This window comes from Pararobbsia silviterrae, from assembly GCF_003628125.1.
GTDB lineage: Bacteria > Pseudomonadota > Gammaproteobacteria > Burkholderiales > Burkholderiaceae > Pararobbsia > Pararobbsia silviterrae.
The window spans coordinates 164,450-191,416 of sequence record NZ_RBZU01000004.1; the positions used below are offsets into that span (position 1 = coordinate 164,450).

A 26,967-nucleotide genomic window follows, 5' to 3' on the forward strand; every position below is an offset into this window, starting at 1 on the left:
CATAGCGCACGCGCTACGAGGCGCACGGGAGGATGAGGTCCCCCCGGTGCAGCCTCGGCGCAAACATGATGCGCGTTCGATACCCGCGCCCGGCATCGACGGGACAGGTTCAGTTGCAGTTAAAACTGAAACTGCAACTGAAACGCACATCGTCACAGCACGGTCAATGCGCCTTGTCGGTCGACGTATTCGACGCGAGCGCGGGCATTGCGTCCGCACTTCGCAAATCGTCGGTCGACCAGCCGCCGCCGAGCGCGCGCACGAGATCGACGTCGGCGCCGAGCTGACGCGTCTGGATGTCAATGACGCTGCGTTGCGATTCGAGCAGCGCGGTCTGCGCCTGCACGACGTCGAGATAGCCGACCGCGCCCTGCTTGTACCGGTTCAACGACAGATTGACCGCATCCTGTGCGGCATCGGCGGCGTCGCGTTGCTGGCCGAGCGCGGTGCCGAGGTCGTTGAGCAGCGTGAGGTTGTCCTCGACCTGCTGGAACGCGGCGAGCACGACGCCGCGATACTGCGCGCCGGCCTCGTCGGTGGCCGCCTTGGCCGCTTCGAGTTTCGCGCGACGCAGGCCGCCGTCGAAAATGAACTGCGCGATCTGCGGACCGATCGCCCAGAACGTGTTCGGCGCGCTGATCAAGCCCGAGTAGAGCGCGCTCTGGAAGCCGCCCTGGACGCTCAGCACGATCTGCGGATAAAACGCCGCCTTCGCGACGCCGATCTTCTCGTTGGCTTCGGCGACGCGGCGTTCGGCCGCGGCGATATCGGGCCGGCGCTGCAACAGCGTCGACGGCACGCCGGCCGGAATCACGGGCAGCGGAATCGCGGCCGTGTTCTGCGGCAGCGAGAACTCGGACGCCGATTCGCCGACGAGGACCGCGATCGCGTGCTCGTCGAGCGCGCGCTCGGCGATGTTCTGCGAGAGCGCCGATTTGGCCGACGCCAACTGCGTCTTCGCGCGCGAAACGTCGAGCCCCGAGACGATGCCGCCGCCATGCAGCTGTTGCGTGAGGTCGAGCGCTTTCGCATACGCGTCGACGGTCTGCGTGAGCAGCAGCGTCTGGTCGTCGTAGCCGCGCAGCTTGACGTACGCGTTCGCGAGCTGGACTTCGAGGCTCAACTGGACGGAAGCGAGATCGGCCTTCGTGGCCTGCGCTTCGTCACGGCTGGCCTTGACCGAATCGCGCACGCGGCCCCAAAGATCGACTTCGTAATCGACCTCGGCGTCGAGCGTGACCGTGTTGTAGTCATTGGGTCCGCCGACGCGCAGGGGCCGGTTTTCGGACTGGCGGTCGCGTTGCGGACTGAACCCGGCGCCGAGCGTCGGGTATTCGGCCGCCGTCGTCTGACGCACGAACGCGAGTGCTTGCGAATAGTGCGCGAGCGCGGCCGCGAGGTCCGTGTTGTGCGCGATGAGCCGCTGTTCGAGATCGTCGAGCTGCGGGTCGCCGTAGATCTTCCACCAGCCGTCGCGACGCAACTGGTCGGCAGGCTGAGCGGCCGACCACGGGCCTGTCGTCTTGTACGTCGCGGCCACCGGCGTCGCGGGCACCGTGTAGTCGGGCGCGAACGAGCAGGCCGCGCAGGCGAGCGTCGCGGCGAGCGCGCACGCGGTCTTCATCGAACCATGCTTAGCCATGCGATTGCGCCTTCTTTGCCGTCGTCGCGATCTCGACGGCGTCGCCGTCGGCGAGCCCGTCGGGCGGCGTATCGATCACGCGGTCGCTTTGCGCGAGACCCGAGCCGATCTCGACCGAGTCGCCGAAGTCGCGCACGATCGTGACCTTCTTGAACTGGACCTTGTTGTCCGCGCCGAGCGTCGCGAGCGTGGTGCCGCGCTGGTCGAACACGAGCGCGCTCGCGGGCACGCGCAGCGCATCGGGCTGAACGGGCAGCGAGAAGCTCACGTTCGCGAACGCGCCGGGCAGCAGCGCAGTGCGCGGATTGTCGACGAGCAATTGAACGAGCGTCGTGCCCGAGGCGGCATTGACCGCATCGGCCTTGGCGATCACGCGTCCCGTGAACGTGCGGTTCGGGTACTCGGGAACCGTCAGTTGCGCGGTCGTGCCGATGCGGACCGACGGCGCATAGTTCTGCGGCAACTGCACGTAGACGCGGAGCTGGTGCACGTCGGAGACGACGAACAGTTCCTGGCCGGTGCCGCCTGCGTTGATGAGCGCGCCGACGTCGGTGTCGCGCGCGGTCACGACGCCGTCGAACGGCGCGACGATCCGCGCGAAGCCCTTGGTCGCGACGAGACGATCGACGTTGGCCTGCGCGGCTTGGACCAGCGCGGTCTTCGACGTGTAGTCGCCCGTGCGTTCATCGACTTCCTGCTTCGAGACCGAGTCCGAGCCGAGCATCGCCTGCCAGCGATGCGCGGTCGTCGCGGCGAGCTGCGCGTTGGCTTGCGCGCTCGCGAGATCGGCGCGCGCCTGCAGCAGTTGCTGATCGATCTCGGGCGTTTCGATGAGGCCGAGCACCTGGCCGGCCTTGACCGGCGTGCCGATATCGACCGCCCACGACTTCAGATAGCCGTTGACGCGCGCATAGATCGGCGCGCGCGTGAAGGCTTCGATGCGGCCCGGAAGAATCAGCGCCGGAGCTTTCGCGTCGTGTATCGGCACGATGACGCTGACGCTCGGCACGGCCTGCTCGTCGGTCCACGATTTGAGGTGACGGGCGTCCGTGGCGCGCACGGCGACGCCGGCGGCGACGACCGCGAGCGCGATGATCGCGCCGACGATGACGACGGATTTGACGCGGCCGCGCGGCAGCGGCGGAGTGGTAAGCGAATCAGACGACATGAGCAGGACCTCGTGGTGCGGAAGCCGAACCGGAATCGGGCGCGGGGCCGGAAGCCGGACCGGACGCTGCGCCCGGTGCGCCGGCGGGGCCCGAGCGTGCGTGAACGATGTAGAAAATGACGGGGACGAGCAGCAGCGAAGCCGTCGTCGAGAAGATCAGACCGCCGATGACGGCGCGGCCGAGCGGCGCGTTCTGCTCACCGCCTTCGCCGAGCGCGAGGGCCATCGGCGCCATCCCGATGATCATCGAGAGCGCGGTCATCAGCACGGGGCGAAAGCGTGTGTAGCCCGCTTCGAGCGCGGCCTTCATCGCGTCGCCGTGCTCGGCGAGCCGTTCGCGGCAGAAGCTCACGACAAGAATCGAGTTCGCGGTCGCGACGCCCATGCACATGATCGCGCCCGTGAGCGCGGGCACCGACAGCGTCGTATGCGTGGCGAACAGCATCCAGACGATGCCCGCGAGCGCGGCGGGCAGCGCCGAGACGATCACGAATGGATCGGCCCACGACTGGAAGTTGACGACGATCAGCAGATAGATCAGCACGACCGCGCCGAGCAGCCCGAACAGCATGCCGGCGAAGGCGCTGTTCATCGTCTGGACCTGACCGAGCAGCGCGACCGTCGAGCCCTTGGGCAAGGTGTCCGCGTGCGCGTGCACGATGCGCTGGATGTCGGCGGCGACTGCGCCGAGATCGCGATCCTGCGTCGTCGCGAAGATCTCGACCATCGGCTGCACGTTGTACTGGCTCACGATCGCGTTGCCCGAGGTCCGCTCGATATTGGCGAGGCCGCCGAGGATCTGCGCACCGGAGTTCGGGCCCGAGCTGATCGGCATGTTCTGCAGCGCCGCGAGCGAGTCGATGCTGTATTGCGGCTCTTGCAGCACGATCGGGTACGAGATCCCGTTCTTGTTGTTGAGCCAGTACGTCGGCGCGACCTGGCTCGACCCCGCGAGATTCACGACCATGCTGTTCGTGACGTCGCGTTCGCTGATGCCGACGAGCTGCGCGCGCGTGCGGTCGACGTCGACGTTGAACGTCGGATTGCCTTGCTTCTGCTGGATCCGCGCGTCGACGACGCCGGGCACGCGGCGGATTTCGCGCAGCAATTGATCGGCATAGGTGAAGTTCGCGGCGAGGTTGTTGCCGCGGATCTGCAGATCGACGGGCGCCGGCGAACCGAAGTTCAGGATCTGGCTGATGATGTCCGCGGGCGGGAACGAGAACGTGACGCCCGGATAGAGGCGCGGCAATTTCTCGCGCATCTCGCGCACGTATTCATCGGTCGGCCGATGGTCTTCGGACAGCGCGATCTGGATGTCGCCGTCGAACGAGCCGATCGTGCCCGTGTTGTTGTACGCGGTGTTGATCCCCGAGACGGGCTGGCCGATGTTGTCGACCATCGTCGCGAGATCGGCCGGCGGAATGATGCCGCGGATCGAGCCTTCGACGTCGGCGAAGATCTGCGAGGTCTTCTCGACGCGCGTGCCCGTCGGTACGCGCACGTGCATGAGGATCTGGCCCGCGTCGACCGACGGGAAGAAGTTGCGGCCCAGCAGCGGCACGAGCGCGAACGAGATCACGACGAAGCCCAGAAAACCGCTCACGAAGGGCTTGCGATGCGTGAGCGCGAATTCGAGCACGCCGCGATACGCGCCGCGGATCTTCTCGAAGCGCGCTTCGAAGCCGCGCTGGAAGCGGCCGAGCGGGCCGACCGGCTTCGCGTGATGGTCTTCGTCGAGGTTGTGCTTCTTGAGCAGGTAGTTCGCCATCGTCGGCACGAGCGTGCGCGAGAGGATGAACGACGAGATCATCGCGAAGATCACGGCCTCGGCCATCGGCACGAACAGGAAGCGCGCGACGCCGTTCAGGAAGAACATCGGCACGAACACGATGCAGATACAGAGCAGCGAGACGAACGCGGGCGTCACGATCTGCTGCGCGCCGTCGAGAATCGCGGTCTCGACTTCCTTGCCGTGTTCGAGGTGCCAGTTGATGTTCTCGATGGTCACCGTCGCGTCGTCGACGAGAATGCCGACCGCGAGCGCGAGCCCGCCGAGCGTCATGATGTTGAGCGTTTCGCCGAGCGCCGAGAGCGTTGCGATCGAGCCGAGAATCGCGAGCGGGATCGACGTCGCGATGATGATCGTCGAACGCCAACTGCCGAGGAACAGCAGGATCATGAGGCTCGTGAGCGCGGCCGCGATGATCCCTTCGCGCGCGACGCCGCTGATCGCAGCGCGCACGAACAGCGACTGGTCGCCGATCGGCGCGATGTCGAGCGCGTCGGGCAGCGACGCCTTCGCGGCGAGCGCTTTCTCCTTGATGCCGGAGATGATGCCGAGCGTCGAGACCGAGCCGTTCTTGAGCACCGAGATCAGCACCGAACGCTTGCCGTTCACGTGGACGATGTTCGTCTGCGGCGGCGCGCCGTCGCGCACGTTCGCGACGTCGCGGATATAGACCGTCGTGCCGTTGACGGCCTTGATCGGCAGATCGCCGAGCGCCTTGATTTCCGAGGGCGCGTTGTTGAGCTGCAGCACGTACTCGAAGTCGCCGATCTTCTGCGTGCCGACCGGCGTGATGAGGTTCTGCGTCGCGAGCGCGTTCGCGACGTCCTGTGCCGACAGGCCGCGGGCCTGCAGCGCCGACGGGTCGATGTCGATCTGGATCTGCCGCGTCTTGCCGCCGAACGGGTAGGGAATCGAGGCGCCCGCGACCGTCGTCAGGAACGGCCGCAGACCGTTGAGGCCGATATCGCCGAGGTTTTGCTCGGACAGCCCCTTGCCCGACAGCGCGAGCTGGATGATCGGCACCGTCGACGCGTTGTAGTTGAGGATCAGCGGCGGCGTCGTGCTCGGCGGCAACTGCTTGAGCTGCGTCTGCGCGACGGCCGTGACCTGCGCGTTCGCCGTGCTGATGTTGACGCCGGGCTGGAAGAAGATCTTGATGATGCCGAAGCCGTTGATCGACTCGGCCTCGATGTGTTCGACGTCGTTGACGGTCGTCGTCAGCGTGCGTTCGAACGGCGACGTGATGCGGCCGACCATCTGGTCGGGCGGCAGACCCGTGTATTGCCAGACGACGCTGATGACCGGAATCTTGATATCGGGAAAGATATCGGTCGGCGTGCGCAGGGCGGCGAGCGGCCCGACGATCAAAATGATGATCGCCAGGACGACAAAGGTGTATGGCCGTCGGAGGGCGATACGGACTAAGCCGAGCATGAAGAATCCAGGGCGGTGGTATCGGAGAAGACCGGATACTAAACCAGTCATTTTTCGCCTGTATACCAGTGCACAGGTAAATCACTCTTGAACGGACATTAATAATCCGTGCCAAGTCCGATGGGGCGGCTATTCAAGGTGGGGAGCGCGGAACGCGCGGGGTGTCAATGAAAGATTTTTTAATCTTCTTGCGACGTATGACGGGCCTCAGCGGCTTGCCCGATCGCGCGCGCGGCGATTATCCCTAATCCTCGAAGGGTCGTTCTCCATGCGATATCCGCTTATTCGATTTGCTTATTACGTGCGGATATCGCACGGCGTCGATTAATCCACCTTTCAAAAAGCTTTTGCGTCTGAATAATCGACCCGCGCGCCGAATTCGGGTTTAAACGCGATCAGAACTGATGCAGGATGCCCGCGAATCCGCCGGTCTGGCTGTGGCCGGGATACGGATTCTGGCTGTTCTGGATTGCCTGCTGGCTCGTCGTGTTGAAGGCGGCGCTGTTGTCGGGCGGTTCGGCGAACAGCGAGAAGTTTGCCGTCGAGCTGTTCTGCACGGTCGCGGCCGTCAGGAACAGGAACGTGCGTTTCGACAGATTGTAGGTCGCCGTCGTTTCGTAGAGCGTCGCGTTGCCGCCGCCGCGATTGACGTTGATGTGATATCCGCCGACCGTCAGCGCCGCCGCAGGCGTGAATTGATAGGTCACGCCGAGCCATTCGTGATCGCCCGAGGTCGGACCGTCGTCGGTGACGGCGTTCGCGTTCAGGTGTTCGTAGGCGGCCTGGATTTTCCACTTGCCGAAGATCAGATTGATCGCGGCCGTGTATTCGCGGCTGAAGGCGAACAGGTTCGAGAACTGGCCGTTGCCGTCGCGGATTTCGTCATAGAGGCCGCGGACTTCGAGAAAGCCCTTCGTGTACGTGATCTGCGCGCCGGCCGCGCGACCCGTCGTGGCGAGCGCGGCGGGCGTGCCCGCATTGCTCGCGCCATTGAAGTTCGTGCTATTCGATAGCGCGTATTGCCCCGCGAAATCGAAGCCGTAGAAGTTCGGCGACTGGTAATTGAACGAGTTGCTGACCTGCGGCCAGTTGCGTCCGCGCACGAGCGAGGCCGACGAAAACGCTTCCTGCACGAACGGATCGAAGTCCCAGACGCCGTTCGAGATGAACAGCGAGCGGCCCATCTCGAAGGTCCCCCAGGTCGGATTGGTGAGGCCGACGAGCGCGTAGCGATTGAAGAGATCGCCCGATGAACCCATCTCGCCGGTCATGATCTGGAAGCCTTCCTCGAGCTTGAAGATCGCCTGCGTGCCGCCGCCGAGATCTTCCGATCCCTTGAGGCCCCAGAGGCTCGTGCCCCAGTCGCCCGACTCGGCGCGCCAGCGCGCGCCGTCCTTGAGGCCGTTGACGTATTCGAGGCCGGCGTCGATGCGGCCGTAGAGCGTCACGCTGTCCTGCGCGTGCGCGCCCAGCGACGCCGCCGTGAGCGCCGACGCCGCGATCCAGTGCTTGCGCATGTCTCCTCCGATTTGCGTGTTCGTTTTCGTGAGGTTTGCGCGAGCCCCATGCACGCGCGTGCCGCGCGGCGCGCGCCGGGCTCGTTGCGTCGCTACTCTAGCGCGCGCGTTCGAGCTTTGCAGACCTTGGCGCGTATCGATTAAGACCGCATCCAAGCGGGCTCGCGAAACGCATCGACAAGGAAGTCGATCAGCCGGCGCACCTTGAGCGGCAACTGCTTGCGCGACGCATAGACCGCGTAGATGCCGATCTCGGGCGCGCGATAGCCGGGCATCAGCGCAACGAGCGCTCCGGCGCGCAAGGGCTCGGCCACGAGGAAATCGGGCTGGAGGATGATGCCCTGGTGATCGAGCGCGGCCGCGAGACATGTGTCGCCGTTGTTCGCGACCATGCGCGAGCGCGTGCGCACGCTGATCGGGCCTTTGGGGCCCGTGAACGTCCACTCGTCGCGGGAACTCCAGTAGCTGTACGACACGATGTCGTGCGACACGAGATCCTCGGGCCGCTCGGGCGTGCCGTGGCGCGCGAGATAGGCGGGGCTCGCGCACGCGACGATCTGCGTTGTCGCGAGCTTGCGTTCGATCAAGGTCGGATGCGGCGCGCCCGAGATCCGGATCGCCGCATCGAAGCCTTCTTCGACGAGATCGACGGTCCGGTCCGACAGCGAGACGTCGAGCGTGACTTTCGGGTGGGCGTCGAGAAACGCGCCCCAGAGCGTCGCGAGATGGAGGATGCCGAATGTGACGGGCGCGCTCACGCGCAGCATGCCGCTCGCTTCCGCGCTCTGCGAACTCAGCTGCGCTTCGGCCTGTTCGATCGCGGCGAGGATGTCCTTGCATTGCGGCAGGAAGTTCAGGCCGTCGTCGGTCAGCGAGAGCTTGCGTGTGGTCCGGTTGAGCAGCCGCACGCCGAGCCGTTGTTCGAGATCGTTGACGTGACGCGAGACCGCGGCTTTCGACGTGTGCAGCGTGTCGGCCGCGCCGACGAAACTGCCGGCATCGACGACGGCCGCGAACGCGAGCATTTCCCTGAATTTATCCATGCGATCGGTCGGAACGTGAAGGGGCGAGAGGGAACGAGCGGACATGACGTCCAGGACATCGGTCATTGTCTCGTTATTCGAGACAACATGTCATTTTAGGTGAGGTTTATCGCGGTCTGCAGACCCGATAGAGTGCAGTCTGATCCGATCGCGTCATTGCGTCCGCCGACGTATGTCGACGTATGCCGAAGCCCGCCGATGCCCGCTGATGTGCGGGACGGCAGCGCGATCCGAGCCACCCGACACGACAAGGCCACGCTGATGGACACCGCCCCTTTGCTTTTCCTCTCGCACGGTTCGCCGATGCTTGCTTTGATCGAGAGCCCCGCGCACCGCTTTCTCCAGCAGCTCGGCGCGTCGTTGCCGCGTCCGCGCGCGATCGTCGTCGTGTCCGCGCATTGGCAGTCGATCAGCGGTCCGAGCGTGAGCCTCGCGTCGGCGCCGCCGACGATTTACGACTTCGGCGGTTTTCCGCCGGCGCTCAGCGAGATCGTCTATCCGGCGCCCGGCGCGCCCGGACTCGCATCGGACGTCGCCGCGCAGATCGAGCAGGCGGGTTTCGCGGTGCGTCGTCACGAGACGCGCGGGCTCGATCACGGCGCCTGGGTGCCGCTCGCGATCATGTATCCGGATGCCGATATCCCCGTGTTCCAGGTCTCGCTGATTCATGGTGCGGGCCCGCGCGAGCATGAGCGGCTGGGTCGGGCGCTGGCGAGTCTGAGGACGCAGGGCGTCATGATCGTCGGGTCGGGATCGCTGACGCACAACCTCTACGAGTTTTTCGGGCAGCCGATCGAGTCGCCGGCGCCCGAGTGGGTCACGCAGTTCGCCGACTGGATGCACGAGCGGATCGCGCGCAATGACCGCGAGGCCGTACTCGCGTATCGTGAGCAGGCGCCGTTCGCCGCGCGCAACCATCCGACCGAGGAGCATTTGCTGCCCCTGTTCGTCGCGATGGGGGCGGCCGGAGACGGCAGTCGCGCGCAGCGCATCCATCAGAGCTACGAATACGGTGTGCTGGCAATGGACGCCTACGCGTTTTCGTAACGTGTTCTCATGACGCGGCCGGGTAGCGTGTCCGTGTATCGCGTTCACATACCGTTCGCGAATCCGCGCTTCACGGCGCCGCGCGCCCGAAATCAAGGCGCCGTCCGCATGTACGGGCGGCCCGACAGGAGACGACGATGCCGCATCCGTATGAGGAGGGTCTCGCGCGGCGCGAGGCCAACTACGTTCCGCTGACGCCGGTCGATTTCATCGCGCGGGCGGCCGAGGTCTATGGCGACCGTCTGGCCGTCGTTCATGGCGACGTGCGCCGCACGTGGCGCGAGACCTATGCGCGCACGCGGCGTCTCGCGAGCGCGCTCGGGCGTGCGGGCATCGGCCGCGGGGATACGGTGGCGGCGTTGTTGCCGAACATCCCCGAGATGATCGAGGCGCACTTCGGCGTGCCGATGCTCGGCGCCGTGCTGAACGCGATCAATACGCGGCTCGACGCGGCGACGGTGCTCTTCATGCTGCGTCACGGCGCGGCGAAGGTGCTCATCGTCGATACCGAGTACGCCGAGATCGCGCAGCGCGCGGCGCTGGCGTTTCCCGAACTCAAGATCGTGAGCGTGGCCGACATCGCGCCCGCGGATCCCGAACGCTTTGCGCGCGCGCTCGACTATGAAGCGTTCCTCGAACAGGGCGATCCCGAGTTCGCCTGGCAGCCGCCTGCCGACGAGTGGGATGCGATCGCGCTCAACTACACGTCGGGCACGACGGGCGATCCGAAGGGTGTCGTCTATCACCATCGCGGCGCGTATCTGAACGCGGTCAGCAACATCCTCGAGTGGGACCTGCCCAAGCATGCCGTCTACCTTTGGACGCTGCCGCTGTTTCATTGCAACGGCTGGTGTTTCCCCTGGACGATCGCCGCGCGCGCGGGCGTCAACGTCTGCTTGCGCAAGTTCGACGCGAAGCAGGTCTTCGAGCTGATCCGCACGGAGCGCGTGACGCACTATTGCGGCGCGCCGATCGTGCAGGGCGCGCTCGCCGATGCGCCCGCCGAGTATCGCGCGGGCATCGCGCATACGGTCTACACGATGGTCGCGGGCGCGCCGCCCGCGCCGGCCGTCATCGCGAAGATGAAGACGATCGGCATCGAGCTCACGCATGTCTACGGGCTTACGGAGGTCTATGGACCGGCATCGGTGTGCGCGGAGCAGGAGAGCTGGAAGACGCTGCCCGACGACGAGCAAGCGCGTCTCGCCGCGCGCCAGGGGGTGCGTTATCACTTGCAGGCGGGCATCAGCGTGCGCGATCCCGACACGATGGAGCCGGTGCCGAACGATGGCGAAACGCTCGGCGAGATCATGTTTCGCGGCAACATCTGCATGAAGGGGTATCTGAAGAACGTGCGCGCGACCGATGACGCGTTCCGCGGCGGCTGGTTCCATACGGGCGATCTCGGCGTCATGACGTCAGACGGCTATGTACGGATCACCGATCGCAGCAAGGACATCATTATTTCGGGCGGCGAGAACATATCGAGCATCGAGGTCGAGGATGCGCTGTATCGGCATCCGGCCGTCGCGATTGCAGCCGTCGTCGCGATGCCCGACGAGAAATGGGGCGAGGTGCCGTGCGCGTTCGTCGAACTGCGGGACGGGGCGAGCGCGACGGCGGAAGAGATCATCGAGCACTGCCGCCGCTTGCTTGCGCGCTACAAGGTGCCGCGCGTCGTGACCTTCGGCGAGATTCCGCGAACCGCGACGGGCAAGATCCAGAAATATGCGCTGCGCGCGCAGGTCGGATCGAAGCGTGCGATCGACATGGGCAGCGATCGGGGGCAGACGGGTCAATAGGAGCGGGGTGACGCGGAGGCGGGATCGCGCGCGCGGCGCGGCGGCGATGTCGAACCTGGGACGGGGCGGCGGCGGGGCGAATTCGACGGCTGTCCGAGGTCGGCGCCGTCATGTCGGCGCCGGGTGCGAACGCGGCCTGGACGGCGCCGCGTCGCGCGTCGCGCTCGAAGCCTTGCGAACCTCCCCCGAAGCTCGCAAGGCCGGATCGCGACCCCGGCCGACACTTTCTGCTTGCCGGCCCGACCCTGCGCGCGCTTCCCCAAGCGCACGCACAGTCTTACGGCCGGATGCTGCACCTGCCTACATCCCCCAAACATCGTTACATCGGACTTCACGACACCTTCAACAGCGGACTGCGCCTGCGTTTCTCTGAAACGAACTTCAACTGCACACCGCACTTGCTACTACGCACATTTCCAACGGACGAACGGGACTGCTTCCACTTCGAACCACGACTGCGTGCAACGGACTGCGACTACAGGTATCGACGTTTGACCCAAACAACGGGTGCTGCGTGCTGCGACAACGACGCTGCGATACGGCCACTTCGAACTGCGACTGCGTGCAACGGACTGCGACTACAGGTATCGACGTTTGACCCCAAACAACGGGTGCTGCGTGCTGCGACAACGATGCTGCGATACGGCCACTTCGAACTGCGACTGCGTGCAACGGACTGCGACTACAGGTATCGACGTTTGACCCCAAACAACGGGTACTGCGTGCTGCGACAACGATGCTGCGATACGGCTACTTCCAACTGCCACTTCCCACTGCGACTGCGTGCTGCCACTTCGACCACATACACCGGCGCGGGATGTCAAACATCGGATATCGCGCGCTGCGACGACGGTGTTGCGGTACTTGGATTTCCTCCCCAACCCCAAGACTTCGGTACGGCGACTGCATCCTTCGACAACGCGACTTCGACTGTGAAGACCTACAACGGACCGACGCCTGCTTTGACGGCCTTTGAGACGGCGTCCACACGAACCCCATGTGGACGCTTGCTGCTTGCTGCTCACCCTTTGAAACGGACCTTCAGATACGACACCACGGTACTGCGACAACAGACTGCTCCGGTACCACTACGACGCCCATCTCCAACGGACTCTTTGACGCTTGCATCCCCTGTCCATGCCCATGCGCAGGGATGCGGATCTCGACGGCATCGGCTCACGTCCTGTCGACAAGCAAGGTCTCAAGCACGCGGCCGATGCGTTCAGGCCGACACCGCCGCGTGCGTATCGAAGCGCGCGCCCGTGCGCAACACGCGGCGCAACGTATCGGCGAGTTCTTCGGCAACGAACTTGGCCACATAGGCGTCCGCGCCGACGCGCGACACATGCTGCTCGTTCGTCGTACCCGAGAGCGACGAGTGAATGACGACCGGGATCGAACGGAAGCGCGGATCGCCCTTGATATTGCGCGTCAGCGTGAAGCCGTCCATCTCGGGCATCTCAAGGTCGGTCAGCACGAGCGCGACGCGGTCGTGCGCTGTCTGGCCCTTGCTCTGCGCATCCTTCGCGATCGTTTCCAGACGCTCCCAGGCTTCCTTGCCCGTCTTTGTCATGAGCACCGGCGCGCCGAGCGCCTGGAGGCCTTGCTCGATCAGCGTGCGCGCGACGGCCGAGTCGTCGGCCGCGAGAATCACCGTGCCTTCGGGCAACTTCAAATTCGGTCCGATCGTCTCGGGGTTCACTTCGGCCGCATGCTGCGGCAGCACGTCACGCAGGATCTGCTCGACGTCGAGCACCTGAACGAGACGTCCGCCCGCATCGCCGTCGAGCCGCGCGATGCTCGTGATATCGCCGCCGACCGCGCTGGCTTCGGCCGACAACACCTGCTTCCAGTCGAGTCGCGCGATATCGTCGACTTCCTCGACCGCGAAGCCTTGCGTCGAACGCTGGAACTCGGTGACCATCAGGATCCTCGGGCCGTTGCGCGGCGTGCATCCGACACGTCCCGCGAGATCGATGACCGGGATCACCTGGCCACGGATATCCGCGACGCCGAGCACATTCGGGTCCGCGCCGACGACGGGGACCACATGCGGCATCTCGAGAATCTCGCGAACCTTGAACACGTTGATGCCGTACAGCTCACGCTGATCCGTGCCGGGCGCTTCGCCGAGCCTGAACAGCAACAACTCGAACTGGTTGTTGCGGATCAGGTTGGAGCGTTCGTCAATCTCTTGTTGCGAATTTCGCATGGCGATCAATAGGTTGTGGACTCAAAGAACCGCCGGCATGTGCCCGTGAGACCGCGTCGGGCGGCAATCCGGCGCCACTTGCCGCACGTTTGATCTGTTTATCGACCGGCCGCGCCGGTACTTGATGGTGAATTAGGGTATCCGAGCGGAATTTTTTATCGATTCGTGATGCAAATCATCCACTTGGGTACTTTTGACCATCCTTGTGGATGAAAAACGGTCTTCAGCAGCCGCTTAAGCCTTTAGGGGCGGGGGTTTTCGGGATGGCGGGGGCGCGCGGGCCGGGGGGCTTTCATTGCGTAAGGCGCGTGCGAGAAGGGGGCTAGAAGGGGGGCGAGAAGGGGGCTAGAAACGTGCGAGGCCACGTGCGTGGAGGACATGCGCCGCGCACATGACGGGCGGGATTCTGAACGCCGGATCGCGCGTCGGATCGGGTGTCGTTTCGCACGCGGCGGAGTCGTGGGGGCGCGCGAATATAATGCGCAAAGTGTGGCGGTCCGCACGGCCGCCCGTCTGGCTTCGCTACCTTGTCCGCGACCCGAATTCATGAAACCCGACCGCAACGATCCGCAGCTTTTTGTTTCGCGCGTCTTGGGCTCCGATCCGGTGCTTGACCGCTCAAAGCCGTTGCCCGCGCAGATCTATCATCTGCTGCGCCAGGCGATCGTCACGATGCAGCTCAATCCGATGGACGTGATCTTCGAACGCGTGCTCGCCGATACGCTCGGCATCTCGCGCACGCCGGTCCGCGAAGCGCTGCTGCAGCTCGCGCGCGAAGACCTCGTGCTGATCGCCGCGCAATCGGGGACCTATGTCGCGCCCGTGCGCCGCGAGCAATTCGTCGAAAGCGCGTTGATCCGGCGCGTGCTTGAAACGGCGAGCATCCGTCAGGCGGCGGACATCATCACCGATCGCGAAGTCGAACAGCTTCGCACGATTCACGACGCGCACAAGCGCGCGATCGCGCGCGGCGATGCCGTCGCCGCGATCGCCTACGACAATGCCTTTCATGAAACCGTCAGCCGCGCGGCGAAGTTGCCGAAGGTGCTTCAGCTTGTCGCACTCGCGCGTGCGCCGATCGATCGCGTCCGGCATATCACGGTGCGCGATCCCGACGTCGGGCAGGACACGCTGACTCAACACGAACGCGTGCTCGACGCGCTCGCGCGCCGCGATCCGGATGCGGCCGAGGCGGCCTTGCGCAGGCATCTCGATGAAGCGTTCGAACGCCAGCAAAAGGAGTTCGATGCACGCGTCGCGTTGTTCAGCGGCTCGGATACGACCGACCGTGGGCCGGCCGACCGCGGCCCGGCCGATCGTGGCACGACTGATCGCCCCGACTGATCACGGCGCGACCGATCGCAACCCGACTGATCGCGGCCCGACCGATCGCGGCCCGACCTAACCCCGTCCGAACATGTGCCGCCGATCGATCACGATCGGGTCCACCGCAGTCCCGCTAGACCCTGAGTCCGCGGCTGCGCAGCCGGTAAACGAGTTGCGGGCGCGTGATGCCGAGCAGGCGCGCCGCCGCCGATAGATTCCCCTGCGCGCGTTCGACGGCGCTCTTGAGCAGCGCCGTTTCGATATCGTCGAGCGAGGTCGGTTGCGCCTCGGTGCCGACCCCGAGCAGCAACTGATTGACCTTGCGCGTCACGCGTTCGACCTCGGACGCGTGTGCCGAACCCGCGCGCGCGGCGAGGTCGTGAGACGGCGCGAGCGTGCCGTCCGAGTCGAGTCCGAACAGCGACGCCTGGATTTTTTCACCGCTCGTGAACAGATGGCTCAGATCGATCGCGCCGCCATCGGACGCGAGGATCACGCCGCGCTCGACGATGTTCTCCATTTCGCGGATATTGCCGGGCCAGTCGTACGAGAGCAGCGCGTCGATCGCGCGGCCCGTGAAGCCCGTGATCGCGCGTCCGTGGCGCAGCCCGTATTTGCGCAGCAGATGATTGAGCAGCACGGGGATGTCCTCTTTGCGTTCGCGCAGCGAGGGCACCGTGATCGGAAAGACGTTGAGCCGGAAATACAGATCCTCGCGAAAGCGTCCGGCCTTGATCTCGTCGCGCAGATCGAGATTCGTCGCGGCGATCACGCGCACGTCGACGCGGCGCGTGCGGCTATCGCCGACGCGTTCGATCTCGCCTTCCTGCAGCGCGCGCAGCAGTTTGCCTTGCGCCGTCATGCTCAGGATGCCGACCTCGTCGAGAAACAACGTGCCGCCGTTCGCGCGTTCGAAACGGCCCTCGCGGCTTTTCGTCGCGTCCGTATAAGCGCCTTTTTCGACGCCGAACAATTCGGCCTCGATCAATTGTTCGGGGATCGCCGCGCAGTTGATCGCCACGAACGGTCCGTCGCTGACGGTGCTGATCCGATGCAGCGTGCGCGCGCAGACCTCCTTGCCGACACCGCTTTCGCCGAGGAACAGCACGGTCGCGCGCGTCGTGGCGACGCGCCGGATCATATGACAGACCGCATTGAAGCCCGGCGACGCGCCGACCATATTGGCGTCGCCGAAAGCCGTCGGCGTGTCGGCGGCGGCGCGCGCCCCGGTGTCGCCGTCGCGCTGCGGCGCCATGACCGACAAGCCTTGCGAAAACGACTGCGCCTGCATGAAGCGCAAGTCGTCGGCGGCCGCCTCGCCCCAGTCCTCGACGGGCATGCCGACGATCCTGCAATGCGCCTGGCCGAGCGCGCGGCATTCGACTTCGCGATAGAGGATCGGCCGCCCCATGAAAACGCTCGTATAGCCCGATGCATAGCCGATTTGCGTCCAGCAGACGGGCTCGGCGCCGATGCCGTAGATGCGGATGTGTTCCTCGTCTTCGGCGCATTGCTTCCAGAGGAATTCGCCGTAGTACTTGCCGCGCTCGACGTCGATTTCGAGCCGCACGGGTTCGACGGCCGTGATGCCTTCGAGCATATGGAGCTGCGGCCCGACCGAGAACATCTCCATGACGCTGTTGTCGGGCCGCACGCGCCGCGCGAGTTCGGCGTCGCGCGCGCCCGAGTTGTATCCCATGCGCGTGAGCAGTCCGCGCGCGGCTTCGAGCCCGAGACTTTCGATGAGTTCGCGGCGCATCGCGCCGATCGCGCCCGTATGCGTGAGCACCATGCGCTGATCGTCGAGCCAGATGCGGCCTTCCTCCGGCACGAAATGCAGCCGTGACATGAGGTCCGCGATATCGGGGTAGCGAATGCGATCGACGGACGCGCTCGTCGGTGCGGCAGTCGCATCGGGGGCGGGCGTGCGCGTTCGCGATTTCTCGGCGTGCATGGCGTGGGCTCCGGGGGCGTAGAGCCCGACCATAGGGCATTGCGATAGCGTCCGCAATCCTCGCCGACCATGCCTGTTCATTTGATGAAGTGCGCGACGGGTCGCGCGGTCTCGATTCGATCATTTGATCAAATGATCTTCGCCCGCGGCGCGTCGCGCGCACGTCGACACGCGAGCGGCGCACCGCGCGCGAACGCCGGCCCGGCGCGGCCGCACGACGTTGACGCGTCGCACAAGGGGCGCCGCGCATGGCCGCTTGGCATGGTGCCTGCATAGAGCGAGTCGCCCCACGAGGCGATCACGAACACAGACATCGCGCGACGTCGGCGCGATCAGGAGACAGACACCATGCCCCATGCTCATGGGCTCGACGCGCGCGCGGCCAGCGCCGCGGCTGAAGCACGCTTCGATCTCACCCGCCGCTACGTGCGGTTTCGCGAGCGCAATGCGCGCGGCTATGTCGAGTTCGATTTTTCGATCGGCGACCCCAGACTCAGCGTCGAGCTCGTCATGTCGGAAGCCGATTACGCGACGTTTTGCATAACGAATCGCGTGACGTTCCTCAGCGAAGACGAAGCTCACGCGATCGATTCGGATCATCAGAAATGGCGTTACGGACAGCCGGGTCTGTCCGAGTAGGTCGGGCTCGCCACGCCGATCCCTTGTTGAGGGCCTATCCAGAAAGGCCCATCCAGGAGACATCACGATGCAGATCGATATCAAGACCTCGAACGTCGAGCAGATTCGTCAGACGTTCTCGCACGTGGCGCGCCGGCTCGGCGCGGACAAGCCCGCGTCGCGCTATCAGGAGGCGACGCTCGAACTTCAGCCCGAGACGAATTTTCACTATCGGCCCCTATGGGAGCCGGACCGCGAACTGTACGACAAGCGCCGGACCGCGATCCGGATGAACGACTGGTACGCGTTCAAGGACCCGCGCCAGTACTACTACGGCGCCTATACGATCACGCGCGCGCGCCAGCAGGACGCGATGGAAAAGAGTCTCGACTTCGTCGGCAAGCGCGGCCTGCTGTCGAACCTCGACGATAACGCGCGGGTGCGGATCGCCTCGCTGATCGTGCCGCTGCGTCATGTCGAATGGGCCGCGAACACGAATAATTGTTACGTGACCGGTTACGGATGGGGCACGGCCATCACACAGGCGACGATGTTTCATTCGATGGATCGACTGGGTCTCGCGCAATACCAATCGCGTATCGGCTTGCTGCTCGACGGCAACACGGGCGCGTCGCTGACCGAAGGCAAACAGCGCTGGCTCGAAGACCCCACCTGGCAACCGTTGCGGCGCGCGGTCGAGAACCTCATGGTCGTGCGCGACTGGTTCGAAACCTTCGTCGCGCAGAACCTCGTGCTCGACGGGCTGCTTTATCCGCTTGTCTATACGCATATCGATGCCGCGCTCGCGAAGCAGTATGGCCCGGGCTTGAGCCTGCTCCACGAGTTTTCGGTGACGTGGTTCGACGAAACGAGCCGCTGGGTCGATGCGACGGTCAAGACGGCCGCCACGGAATCACCCGCGAATGCGGCCTGCATCGGCGGATGGATTCGCGACTGGCGCGCGCAGGTGCTCGCCGGACTCCAGCCGATCGCGGACGAGGCGCTCGGCGATCAGGCCGCGGCCGCGATCGCATCGGTCGTCGCGACCTTCGACGCGCGCCTTGCCAAGCTCGGCATCGCTTGGCCCGACGCGACCTCGGCCGACGCGTCGAGCGCTTCAAACACGGCACCCGCGGAGGCGAGCCATGGCTGATTCCGTTTTTATCGCGTTTCAGACGAACGACGATTCGCGGCCGATCATCGAAGCGATCGCCGAAGACAACCCGCACGCGGTCGTCAATGCATTTCCGGCCATGGTCAAGATCGATGCGGCCGGACGGCTCGTCATCAAACGCGCGTCGATCGAATCGCGGATCGGACGCGACTACGACCTGCGCGAGTTGCAGATCAATTTGATCTCGCTCGCGGGCAATATCGAAGAGACAGACGACGAATTCATTCTTGAGTGGAAAGCCTGAGCGCGCCCGAGGAGACAAGACAATGAGCACGACATCCGCATCGCCGAAGAAACTCAGCATCAAGGAAAACTACGCGATGCTCACGCGCGGCCTCGCGTGGGACACGACGTATCAGCCGATGGACGAAGTGTTTCCCTACGATCAGTTCGAAGGCATCAAGGTCCATGAATGGGACAAATGGGAGGACCCGTTCCGGCTCACGATGGACGCGTACTGGAAATACCAGGGCGAGAAGGAGCGCAAGCTCTACGCGATCATCGACGCGTTCCAGCAGAACAACGGACAGTTCAACGTGACGGACCCGCGGTATATCAACGCGCTCAAGCTGTTCCTGACCGGCGTGAGTCCGCTCGAATATGCGGCGCATCGCGGCTTCGCGCTCGCGGGCCGCAATTTCCGCGGCGCCGGGGCGCGTATCGCGTGCCAGATGCAGGCGATCGACGAATTGCGCCATGCGCAGACGCAGGTCCACACGATCAGTCACTACAACAAGTACTTCAACGGCTTCCATGACTTCAAGCATATGCACGACCGGGTCTGGTATCTGTCGGTGCCGAAGTCGTACTTCGAGGATGCGATGACCGCGGGCCCGTTCGAGTTCGTGACGGCGATCTCGTTCTCGTTCGAATACGTGCTGACGAATCTGCTGTTCATGCCGTTTATGTCGGGCGCTGCGTTCAACGGCGATATGGCGACCGTGACGTTCGGCTTCTCGGCGCAGTCCGACGAATCGCGCCATATGACGCTCGGGCTCGAAGTCGTCAAGTTCCTGCTCGAACAGGATCCGGGCAATGTGCCGATCATCCAGAAGTGGATCGACAAGTGGTTCTGGCGCGGATACAGATTGTTGACGCTCGTCGCGATGATGATGGACTACATGCTGCCCAAACGGATCATGTCGTGGGGCGAGGCCTGGGAGACCTATTTCGAGCAGAACGGCGGCGCGCTGTTCCACGATCTCGAGCGCTACGGCATCCGGATGCCCAAGCACTATGAAGTCGCCTCGAAGGAGAAGGACCGCATCTCGCATGAAGCGTGGGGCATCTTCTACAACTACACGCATGCGGCCGCGATGCACACGTGGATTCCGTCGGAAGACGAGATGAAGTGGCTCGGCGAAAAATATCCGGCCACGTTCGATCGTCTCTATCGGCCGCGCTTCGAGTACTGGCGCGAGCAGCAGAAGCAGGGCAAGCGCTTCTACAACAACTCGCTGCCGATGCTGTGCCAGATCTGCCAGATTCCGATGGCCTTCACCGAGCCCGACGATCCGACGAAGATCTGTTATCGCGAGAGCGACTATTTAGGCCACAAATTCCACTTCTGCTCGGACGGCTGCAAGGATGTATTCGACGGCGAGCCCGAAAAATACGTGCAGGCGTGGTTGCCTGTGCATCAGATCTATCAGGGCAACTGCTTCGAACCCGACGTCGATCCCACCGCGCCCGACTTCAATCCGATGCTCGAAGTGCTGCGCTACTACCACATACACGTCGGCGAGGACGGTCACGACTTCGAGGATTCGCCCGATCGCAAGAACTGGCTCAAATGGACGGGGCGGCCGAGTCACGGCGGCCAGGCGTCCGACGAAAGCCGCGCCGATCCGGCGTCCGTTCCGCACCCGGCCGAATCCGCCGCCGCTTGATCTCGACAAGGAGACAACCATGCCCGTTATCGCACTCAAAGAGGGTTACACAGGCGAGATGCGCGACCGTGAGGAGAACTTCCACGGTCAACGCCTGCTGTTTGTGGGTTGGGAAGATCACCTGATGTTCTGTTCGCCGCATTGCATTCCGGTCGATCCCGGCATGACGTTCGAAACGCTCGCGACGGCGGTCTTGCCCGGCATGTACGGCATGCATCCGGATTGGGCGCGCGTCGACGTGCACGCGATCGAGTGGTTCCACTCGGGCAAGCGCTTCGAGCCCGACTTCGATCGTTCGCTCGCGGACAACGGTCTCGGCCACAAATCCGTGATCCGGATCCGTACGCCGGGCCTCACGGGCATCCACGGTTCGTTCAGCTGAGGCGGCCATGCGAGACGTCGAACCCTTCGATCGCGTGCGGATCGCGCGTGCCTGCGGCCGTGCCGTGCGAGCCGCTTCGCGCGTACGGCCGGACGCCGTGCGGGACGCCGCGCCGCAATGGCGTCTCGCGAGTCATTCACGGTCATGCAGGAGACACAGATGAGCTACCAACTCACGATAGAACCGATCGGGCAGACGATCGATATCGCGCCCGACCAGACGATCCTCGATGCGTGCATGCGCGCGGGGGTCTGGCTGCCGCATGCGTGTTGTCACGGGCTGTGCGCGACATGCAAGGTCCAGGTCGTCGACGGCGAGATCGAACACGGCCATGCATCGCCGTTCGCGTTGATGGACTTCGAGCGCGACGAACGCAAGTGCCTCGCGTGCTGCGCGACCGCGCAGTCGGATATTACGATCGAGGCCGATATCGATGAAGACGAAGATGCGATGCACTATCCCGTGCTCGATTATGTCGGCCGCGTCGTCGCGATCGAGGATCTGACGCCGACGATCAAGGGCATCGCGATCGAACTCGACGGCGACGGGATCGCGTTTCAAGCGGGGCAATACGTGAACGTGACGATTCCCGGCGAGTCGACGCCGCGCGCGTTTTCGCTCGCGGGCGCGCCGGGCATGCGCAACCGGATCGAGCTCAATGTGCGCCGCGTGCCGGGCGGCAAGGGTACGGCGTATCTGCACGAGCAGCTCGCGCCCGGTGATGCCGTGCGTCTCGCGGGGCCTTACGGCCGCTTCTTCGTGCGCAAGTCGGACCCGAAGCCCGTGATTCTGATCGCGGGCGGATCGGGACTCTCGAGCCCGCGTTCGATGTTGTTCGATTTGCTCGAAGACGGCGATGCGCGGCCGATTACGCTCGTCTACGGCGCGCGCAATCGCGAGGAGCTCTACTACCACGAGGCTTTCCTCGCGCTCGAAGCGCGGCATCCGAACTTCCGCTATGTGCCCGCGTTATCGGACGAACCGGGCGATTCGACGTGGGACGGGTTTCGCGGCTTCGTGCACCAGGCCGCGAGCGCGCACTTCGGCAACGATTTTCGCGGTCACAAGGCCTATCTCTGCGGTCCGCCCGTCATGATCGAAGCGTCGATCCGCGCGCTCATGCAGGGACAGTTGTTCGAGCGGGACATCTATACCGAGAAATTCCTGAGCAACGCCGACGGCGCGCAGGCGCTCGCGAAGAGTCCGCTGTTCAAGTCTTTGTAGCGAGACCGTTGTAGGGCGGTCGTTGCCGCCCGGTTCATGCGGAGCCGGGCGGCTTTCTGTGTCGATGGCGGCCGGGGTTTGCGATCGCCTGCGCCTTCGGTCGCGCGAATGCCGTGTCGGATTTGCTCGTGCTTTCGCGCGCCCTAGGATCTAGAGACCCAGGATCATCTTCGAGATGATGTTCTTCTGGATCTCGTTCGATCCGCCGAAGATCGACAGCTTGCGGTTGTTGAAATAGCTGTTCGACACCGTGGCGGCCCCCGGCGTGTCGAGCATCGATTCCAGCGCCGCGTCGTGGCTGTCGGCATCGAATAGCGGCAGCGCGTACTGACCCATCGCGCGGCGCGTGAGCGCCGTGATTTCCTGCCGGATCTCGGTGCCGCGAATCTTGAGCATCGAGCTTTCGGCGCCGGGCGCGCCACCGCCCGCGACGGCCGCTAGCACGCGCAGATTCGTCGTCTTCATATTTTCGAGGTCGATCTCGACGCGCGCGAAGCGTGCGGCGAAGCCCGGGTCTTCGGCAAGCGGCTTGCCGTTGCGCGTCTGCTTGCGCGCGATCGCGCGCAAGCGTTCGAGCGCGGCGACCGAGAAGCCGACGCCGGCGATATTCGTGCGCTCGTACGTCAGCAGGTATTTCGCATAGGTCCAGCCGCGGTTCTCTTCGCCGACGAGATTGTCGACGGGCACGCGCACATCGGTGAAAAACACTTCGTTGACTTCGTGCGCGCCATCGAGCGTGATGATCGGCCGGACCTCGATGCCCGGCGTGTTCATGTCGATCAACAGAAAGCTGATGCCTTCCTGCGGACGCACGTCGGTCGCGGTCCGCACGAGACAGAAAATCATGTTCGCGTAGTGGCCGAGCGTCGTCCAGGTCTTCTGTCCGTTGACGAGATAGAAGTCGCCGTTCGCGTCGTGCTTGCGCACGGCGGATGTGCGGACCGATGCGAGGTCCGAACCCGATCCGGGTTCGGAATAGCCCTGACACCACCAGTCCGAGCCGTCGAGAATGCGCGGCAGCCAATGACGTTTCTGCGCTTCGTTGCCGTATTTGATGAGCACCGGGCCCAGCATGTTGACGCCGAACGGCACGATGCGCGGCGCGCCCGCGAGCGCGCATTCGTTCTCGAATATAAAGCGTTCGATGGCGTTCCAGCCCGGACCGCCGTACTCGCGCGGCCAGTGATTCGCGAGCCAGCCTTCGGCATTGAGGATCGCGTGCCACTCGACCATGTCGTCGCGGCTCAGATGTTCGCCGTCGTGGACCTTGTCCGAGAGTCGCGGCGGGAGCTTGCGCGCGAGGAAGTCGACGACGCGTTCGCGAAACGCTTGTTCGTCCGGCGTGAACTGGAGATCCATGGCTGAACGCTCGCTATCAATAGATTTCGAAGAGGCCCGCCGCGCCCATGCCGCCGGCGATGCACATCGTGACGACCGCGTATTTGATGCCGCGTCGCCGGCCTTCGAGCAGCACGTGGCCCGTGAGTCGCGCGCCCGTCATGCCGAACGGATGGCCGATCGCGATCGAACCGCCGTTGACGTTGAGCAGCTCGTGCGGAATCCCGAGCTGCTGCTGGCAATAGATCGCTTGCGACGCGAAGGCCTCGTTGAGCTCCCACAGGCCGATGTCGTCGACCTTGAGACCGTGGCGCGCGAGCAGCTTCGGCACCGCGAAGACGGGGCCGATACCCATTTCGTCGGGTTCGCATCCCGCGACGGCGAAGCCGCGGAATGCGCCGAGCGGCGTCAGGTTCGCGCGTTCGGCTTCCTTCGCTCCCATCATCACGCAGGCCGATGCGCCGTCGGACAACTGCGAGGCGTTGCCGGCCGTGATGAAATTTCCCGGGCCCTTGACGGGTTCGAGCTTGGCGAGCGCTTCATAGGTCGTCGAGGCGCGATTGCACGTGTCCATCGCCACCGTGACTTCGCGTTTCGTGATCTCGCCGGTCGTCTTGTCGGCGACGGCCATCGTTGTCGTGATCGGAATGATTTCGTCGGCGTAGCGGCCGGCGGCCTGCGCTTCGGCCGTGCGTCGCTGGCTTTCGAGCGAGAAGCGGTCCTGGGCTTCGCGGCTGATCTGGTAGCGCTTGGCGACGATGTCGGCCGTGTCGATCATCGCCATATAGAGATCGGGCTTGTGCTCGACGAGCCAGGGATCGAGATCGGCATCGCCGTCTTCGCGCGTGCGGATCGCCGAGATGCTTTCGACGCCGCCCGCGATGACGGCCGGCGCGCCGTCGACGACGATGCGGCCCGCGCCGATCGCGATCGCCTGCAGGCCCGAGGCGCAGAATCGATTGACCGTCGTCCCCGCGATCGAGAGCGGCAGCTCGGAGCGGATCACGGCCTGGCGCGCGATATTGCGGCCCGTCGTGCCTTCGGGATAGCCGCAACCGAGAATCGCGTCCTCGATGCGCGCGGGATCGATCTTCGCGCGTTCGACGGCGGCCTTGACCGCGAACGAGGCCAGCGTCGCGCCCGAGGTGATGTTGAGTTCGCCGCGATGCGATTTGGTCAGCGGCGTACGCGCGGTCGAGACGATAACGGCTTCACGCATGGTCGAATCCTTTATTTCGATTGGAATGATTGATTGAGGCTGGCGAAGGTCGCGTCGCGTTCGACGAGGTCGACGAGCAACGGCGACGGGCGCCAGAACAGCGGGTCGTCGGCCGCGAATTCGCGGATATCGGCGAGGACCTTGGCGAGTCCGACGGTGTCCGCGTAATGCATCGGGCCGCCGCGGTAGCGCGGGAAGCCGTAGCCGTACAGAAACGTGACGTCGATATCGAGCGGACGCAGCGCGATGCGTTCGTGAAGCACGTTCGCGCCTTCGTTGATCATCGCGGCGAGATAGCGGCGCACGATCTCGGCGTCCGTGAACGTGCGCGGCGCGATGCCCGCGCGCGCGCGTTCGGCATCGACGATCGTCTCGACTTCGGGGTCGGGCGTGCCCGTGCGTGCGCCGTCCGGATACAGATAGAAGCCGCGGCCCGTTTTCTGGCCGAACCAGCCGCGCTCGCAGAGGCGGTCGGCGATCTGGACATAGCGTGCGCGCGGGTCGCGCGTCGCGGCGCGGCGTTTGCGCGTGGCCCAGCCGATGTCGCCGCCCGCGAGGTCGGAGACTTGATAGGGGCCCATCGGATAGCCGAAGTCGCGCAGGGCCTTGTCGATCTGATAGGGCGATGCGCCGTCCGCCATCAGATGATCGGCGGCCGTCTTGTAGACGCCGAGGATGCGGTTGCCGATAAAGCCGTCGCAGACGCCCGCGCGTACCGCGGTCTTGCGCAAGGTTTTCGCGAGGGCAAATGCCGTGGCGACGACGTCCGCGCTCACCTGTGCGGGCACGACGACTTCGAGCAGCTTCATGACGTTCGCGGGCGAGAAGAAATGCAGCCCGATGACGTCGGCGGGACGCGACGTGCGCGCGGCGATTTCGTCGATATCGAGGTATGACGTGTTGGTCGCGAGCACCGCGCCCGGTTTGCAGACGCGATCGAGTTCCGCGAACACGCCGTGTTTGACAGCCATCTCTTCGAAGACGGCTTCGATGACGAGATCGACCGACGCGAGCGCCTCGTATTGCGTGCTGCCGTTCCAGCGCGCGAGCGTCGCGGCCTTGGCGTCGGGTGTCATGCGGCCGCGTGCGACGAGACTGTCGTAGACCTTCTCGATGTTCTGGCGGCCGCGTTCGAGCGAGGGGGTGTCGCGCTCGATCATCGTGACGGGCAGGCCCGCATCGAGTACCGCGATGGCGATGCCCGCGCCCATCGTGCCGCCGCCGACGACGCCGACGTGTGCGATCTTGCGCGGCTTCGCGGCGGCGAGCTCGGGTGTCTTCGAGACTTCGCGTTCGGCGAAGAAGGCGTGAATCAGGCCGGCGCGCTGAGGGCTGTCGATGCATTCGAGGAACAGCGCGCGTTCGGTCTTCATGCCCTGATCGAAGCCGTGATCGAGACCGGCTTCGACGGCGTCGATGATCTTCATCGGCGAGAACAGGCCGCGCGATTTCTTCGCGGTGTCGGCGCGCGCGGCCGCGAGGGCGGCCTTGACTGCGGCGACGTCGGCGAGTCCTTGCGCATCGCGTGAACGGCGCGGCGCGGCGTGCGAGGCGAGCAGCGCTTGTGCGTAGGCGAGACCTTCGGCGAGGGTGTCGCCGCTTTCGCCGAGGCGATCGACGAGGCCGAGCGCGAGCGCTTCGGCCGCGCCGACGTGGCGTCCCGTCAGCGCGATGTCGAGCGCGGGGACGACGCCGATCAAGCGGGGTGTGCGTTGCGTGCCGCCCGCGCCGGGCATGAGTCCGAGCTGGACTTCGGGCAGGCCGAGTTTGGCGCCGTCGACGGCGAGTCGGTAGTGCGCGGCGAGCGCGACTTCGAGGCCGCCGCCGAGCGCCGCGCCGTGAATCGCCGCGATGACGGGTTTGCGGCACGCTTCGATGCGATCGCAGACTTCGGGCAAGGCCGGCGGCGTGCGGGTTTTGCCGAACTCGCGGATATCGGCGCCGCCGATGAAGTGGCTGCCGGCGCCGACGATCAGCACCGCGTGCACGGCGGGATCTTGATCGGCGGCTTCGATCGCGGCGAGCAGGCCGCGCCGGACCTCGGCGCCGAGCGCGTTGACGGGGGGATGGTCGACGGTGATCAGCATCACCGCGCCGCGCAGTTCGCGCGTGACTTTGTCGGTCGTCTGTGCGACGTCCATGCCGTGTCTCCGTATGTTCTTGTGCCCGGACGAGCCGGTTCGATG

Annotated in this window: 18 protein-coding genes and 1 pseudogene; 9 read left to right on the forward strand and 10 right to left on the reverse strand. The window is 64.9% G+C overall.

Going from position 1 to position 26,967, the window contains the following annotated elements; genetic code table 11:
* Window positions 1-163 precede the first annotated feature (163 nt).
* From D7S86_RS11215 to D7S86_RS11235, 5 genes are all read right to left on the reverse strand, one after another.
* Entirely contained in the window at window positions 164-1,642 is a 1,479-nt protein-coding gene (locus D7S86_RS11215; protein WP_121086417.1) for an efflux transporter outer membrane subunit, read from the reverse strand.
* The gene (locus D7S86_RS11220) at window positions 1,635-2,810 is read right to left on the reverse strand and encodes an efflux RND transporter periplasmic adaptor subunit (RefSeq protein ID WP_121086419.1); all 1,176 of its coding nucleotides are present in this window, start codon (window positions 2,808-2,810) and stop codon (window positions 1,635-1,637) included. Before D7S86_RS11220 ends, D7S86_RS11215 begins: the two co-directional genes overlap by 8 nt.
* Window positions 2,800-6,036, reverse strand: coding sequence for an efflux RND transporter permease subunit (locus tag D7S86_RS11225; RefSeq protein WP_121086421.1), 3,237 nt, complete (start codon window positions 6,034-6,036; stop codon window positions 2,800-2,802). The genes D7S86_RS11220 and D7S86_RS11225 overlap by 11 nt, the downstream gene beginning before the upstream one ends.
* A gap of 395 nt (window positions 6,037-6,431) precedes the next feature.
* Window positions 6,432-7,553, reverse strand: a complete 1,122-nt coding sequence (locus tag D7S86_RS11230; RefSeq protein ID WP_121086423.1) for a porin — start codon at window positions 7,551-7,553, stop codon at window positions 6,432-6,434.
* A gap of 140 nt (window positions 7,554-7,693) precedes the next feature.
* Complete coding sequence (locus tag D7S86_RS11235) at window positions 7,694-8,596, reverse strand: LysR family transcriptional regulator (RefSeq protein WP_121086425.1); 903 nt, start codon at window positions 8,594-8,596, stop codon at window positions 7,694-7,696.
* 261 nt (window positions 8,597-8,857) lie between these two features.
* Here D7S86_RS11235 and D7S86_RS11240 point away from each other — a divergent pair, with 261 nt between their 5' ends.
* Both D7S86_RS11240 and D7S86_RS11245 read left to right on the forward strand, forming a co-directional pair.
* Window positions 8,858-9,643 (forward strand): dioxygenase family protein, encoded by a 786-nt coding sequence (locus D7S86_RS11240; RefSeq protein ID WP_121086427.1) that lies wholly within the window; start codon window positions 8,858-8,860, stop codon window positions 9,641-9,643.
* Window positions 9,644-9,780: 137 nt separating this feature from the next.
* Window positions 9,781-11,445 carry an acyl-CoA synthetase gene (locus D7S86_RS11245; RefSeq protein ID WP_121086429.1) on the forward strand — a complete coding sequence of 555 codons (1,665 nt, stop codon included), beginning with the start codon at window positions 9,781-9,783 and terminating at the stop codon, window positions 11,443-11,445.
* A 1,222-nt stretch (window positions 11,446-12,667) separates the two neighbouring features.
* Here D7S86_RS11245 and D7S86_RS11250 read toward each other — a convergent pair.
* The gene (locus tag D7S86_RS11250; RefSeq protein ID WP_121086431.1) at window positions 12,668-13,657 is read right to left on the reverse strand and encodes a chemotaxis protein; all 990 of its coding nucleotides are present in this window, start codon (window positions 13,655-13,657) and stop codon (window positions 12,668-12,670) included.
* A 546-nt stretch (window positions 13,658-14,203) separates the two neighbouring features.
* Here D7S86_RS11250 and D7S86_RS11255 point away from each other — a divergent pair.
* Window positions 14,204-15,001, forward strand: a complete 798-nt coding sequence (locus tag D7S86_RS11255) for a GntR family transcriptional regulator (RefSeq protein WP_205962790.1) — start codon at window positions 14,204-14,206, stop codon at window positions 14,999-15,001.
* A gap of 115 nt (window positions 15,002-15,116) precedes the next feature.
* Here D7S86_RS11255 and D7S86_RS11260 read toward each other — a convergent pair whose 3' ends face one another.
* Complete coding sequence (locus D7S86_RS11260; protein ID WP_121086433.1) at window positions 15,117-16,937, reverse strand: sigma-54-dependent Fis family transcriptional regulator; 1,821 nt, start codon at window positions 16,935-16,937, stop codon at window positions 15,117-15,119.
* A 348-nt stretch (window positions 16,938-17,285) separates the two neighbouring features.
* Between D7S86_RS11260 and D7S86_RS11270 the strand changes: the two genes are divergently transcribed.
* The 6 genes from D7S86_RS11270 to D7S86_RS11295 all read left to right on the forward strand — a co-directional run bounded on the left by D7S86_RS11270 (window position 17,286) and on the right by D7S86_RS11295 (window position 22,224).
* Window positions 17,286-17,576 carry a phenol hydroxylase subunit gene (locus tag D7S86_RS11270; protein WP_121086437.1) on the forward strand — a complete coding sequence of 97 codons (291 nt, stop codon included), beginning with the start codon at window positions 17,286-17,288 and terminating at the stop codon, window positions 17,574-17,576.
* Window positions 17,577-17,643: 67 nt separating this feature from the next.
* Window positions 17,644-18,708, forward strand: a complete 1,065-nt coding sequence (locus D7S86_RS11275; protein ID WP_121086439.1) for an aromatic/alkene monooxygenase hydroxylase subunit beta — start codon at window positions 17,644-17,646, stop codon at window positions 18,706-18,708.
* Window positions 18,701-18,973 (forward strand): MmoB/DmpM family protein, encoded by a 273-nt coding sequence (locus tag D7S86_RS11280; RefSeq protein WP_121086441.1) that lies wholly within the window; start codon window positions 18,701-18,703, stop codon window positions 18,971-18,973. The genes D7S86_RS11275 and D7S86_RS11280 overlap by 8 nt, the downstream gene beginning before the upstream one ends.
* Window positions 18,974-18,995: 22 nt before the next feature.
* Window positions 18,996-20,618: an aromatic/alkene/methane monooxygenase hydroxylase/oxygenase subunit alpha gene (locus tag D7S86_RS11285; protein ID WP_121086443.1), complete on the forward strand. Its 1,623-nt coding sequence runs from the start codon at window positions 18,996-18,998 to the stop codon at window positions 20,616-20,618.
* Window positions 20,619-20,637: 19 nt separating this feature from the next.
* Window positions 20,638-21,000 (forward strand): phenol hydroxylase subunit P4, encoded by a 363-nt coding sequence (locus D7S86_RS11290; protein WP_121086445.1) that lies wholly within the window; start codon window positions 20,638-20,640, stop codon window positions 20,998-21,000.
* Window positions 21,001-21,159: 159 nt separating this feature from the next.
* Window positions 21,160-22,224 carry an NADH:ubiquinone reductase (Na(+)-transporting) subunit F gene (locus D7S86_RS11295; protein ID WP_121086905.1) on the forward strand — a complete coding sequence of 355 codons (1,065 nt, stop codon included), beginning with the start codon at window positions 21,160-21,162 and terminating at the stop codon, window positions 22,222-22,224.
* A 222-nt stretch (window positions 22,225-22,446) separates the two neighbouring features.
* Here D7S86_RS11295 and D7S86_RS11300 read toward each other — a convergent pair.
* From D7S86_RS11300 to D7S86_RS11310, 3 genes and pseudogenes are all read right to left on the reverse strand, one after another.
* Window positions 22,447-23,583 (reverse strand): annotated as a pseudogene (locus D7S86_RS11300) (acyl-CoA dehydrogenase family protein); the annotation flags it as partial.
* Between the two features lie 16 nt (window positions 23,584-23,599).
* The gene (locus D7S86_RS11305) at window positions 23,600-24,781 is read right to left on the reverse strand and encodes an acetyl-CoA C-acyltransferase (protein ID WP_121086449.1); all 1,182 of its coding nucleotides are present in this window, start codon (window positions 24,779-24,781) and stop codon (window positions 23,600-23,602) included.
* 11 nt (window positions 24,782-24,792) lie between these two features.
* Window positions 24,793-26,922, reverse strand: coding sequence for a 3-hydroxyacyl-CoA dehydrogenase NAD-binding domain-containing protein (locus D7S86_RS11310; RefSeq protein WP_121086451.1), 2,130 nt, complete (start codon window positions 26,920-26,922; stop codon window positions 24,793-24,795).
* Window positions 26,923-26,967 lie beyond the last annotated feature (45 nt).

Coding starts and splice junctions, on each gene's coding strand:
- D7S86_RS11215 (WP_121086417.1), bottom strand. CDS start 1,642: ATGGCTAAGCATGGTTCGATGAAGACCGCGTGCGCGCTCGCCGCGACG.
- D7S86_RS11220 (WP_121086419.1), bottom strand. CDS start 2,810: ATGTCGTCTGATTCGCTTACCACTCCGCCGCTGCCGCGCGGCCGCGTC.
- D7S86_RS11225 (WP_121086421.1), bottom strand. CDS start 6,036: ATGCTCGGCTTAGTCCGTATCGCCCTCCGACGGCCATACACCTTTGTC.
- D7S86_RS11230 (WP_121086423.1), bottom strand. CDS start 7,553: ATGCGCAAGCACTGGATCGCGGCGTCGGCGCTCACGGCGGCGTCGCTG.
- D7S86_RS11235 (WP_121086425.1), bottom strand. CDS start 8,596: ATGGATAAATTCAGGGAAATGCTCGCGTTCGCGGCCGTCGTCGATGCC.
- D7S86_RS11240 (WP_121086427.1), top strand. CDS start 8,858: ATGGACACCGCCCCTTTGCTTTTCCTCTCGCACGGTTCGCCGATGCTT.
- D7S86_RS11245 (WP_121086429.1), top strand. CDS start 9,781: ATGCCGCATCCGTATGAGGAGGGTCTCGCGCGGCGCGAGGCCAACTAC.
- D7S86_RS11250 (WP_121086431.1), bottom strand. CDS start 13,657: ATGCGAAATTCGCAACAAGAGATTGACGAACGCTCCAACCTGATCCGC.
- D7S86_RS11255 (WP_205962790.1), top strand. CDS start 14,204: ATGAAACCCGACCGCAACGATCCGCAGCTTTTTGTTTCGCGCGTCTTG.
- D7S86_RS11260 (WP_121086433.1), bottom strand. CDS start 16,937: ATGCACGCCGAGAAATCGCGAACGCGCACGCCCGCCCCCGATGCGACT.
- D7S86_RS11270 (WP_121086437.1), top strand. CDS start 17,286: ATGCCCCATGCTCATGGGCTCGACGCGCGCGCGGCCAGCGCCGCGGCT.
- D7S86_RS11275 (WP_121086439.1), top strand. CDS start 17,644: ATGCAGATCGATATCAAGACCTCGAACGTCGAGCAGATTCGTCAGACG.
- D7S86_RS11280 (WP_121086441.1), top strand. CDS start 18,701: ATGGCTGATTCCGTTTTTATCGCGTTTCAGACGAACGACGATTCGCGG.
- D7S86_RS11285 (WP_121086443.1), top strand. CDS start 18,996: ATGAGCACGACATCCGCATCGCCGAAGAAACTCAGCATCAAGGAAAAC.
- D7S86_RS11290 (WP_121086445.1), top strand. CDS start 20,638: ATGCCCGTTATCGCACTCAAAGAGGGTTACACAGGCGAGATGCGCGAC.
- D7S86_RS11295 (WP_121086905.1), top strand. CDS start 21,160: ATGAGCTACCAACTCACGATAGAACCGATCGGGCAGACGATCGATATC.
- D7S86_RS11305 (WP_121086449.1), bottom strand. CDS start 24,781: ATGCGTGAAGCCGTTATCGTCTCGACCGCGCGTACGCCGCTGACCAAA.
- D7S86_RS11310 (WP_121086451.1), bottom strand. CDS start 26,922: ATGGACGTCGCACAGACGACCGACAAAGTCACGCGCGAACTGCGCGGC.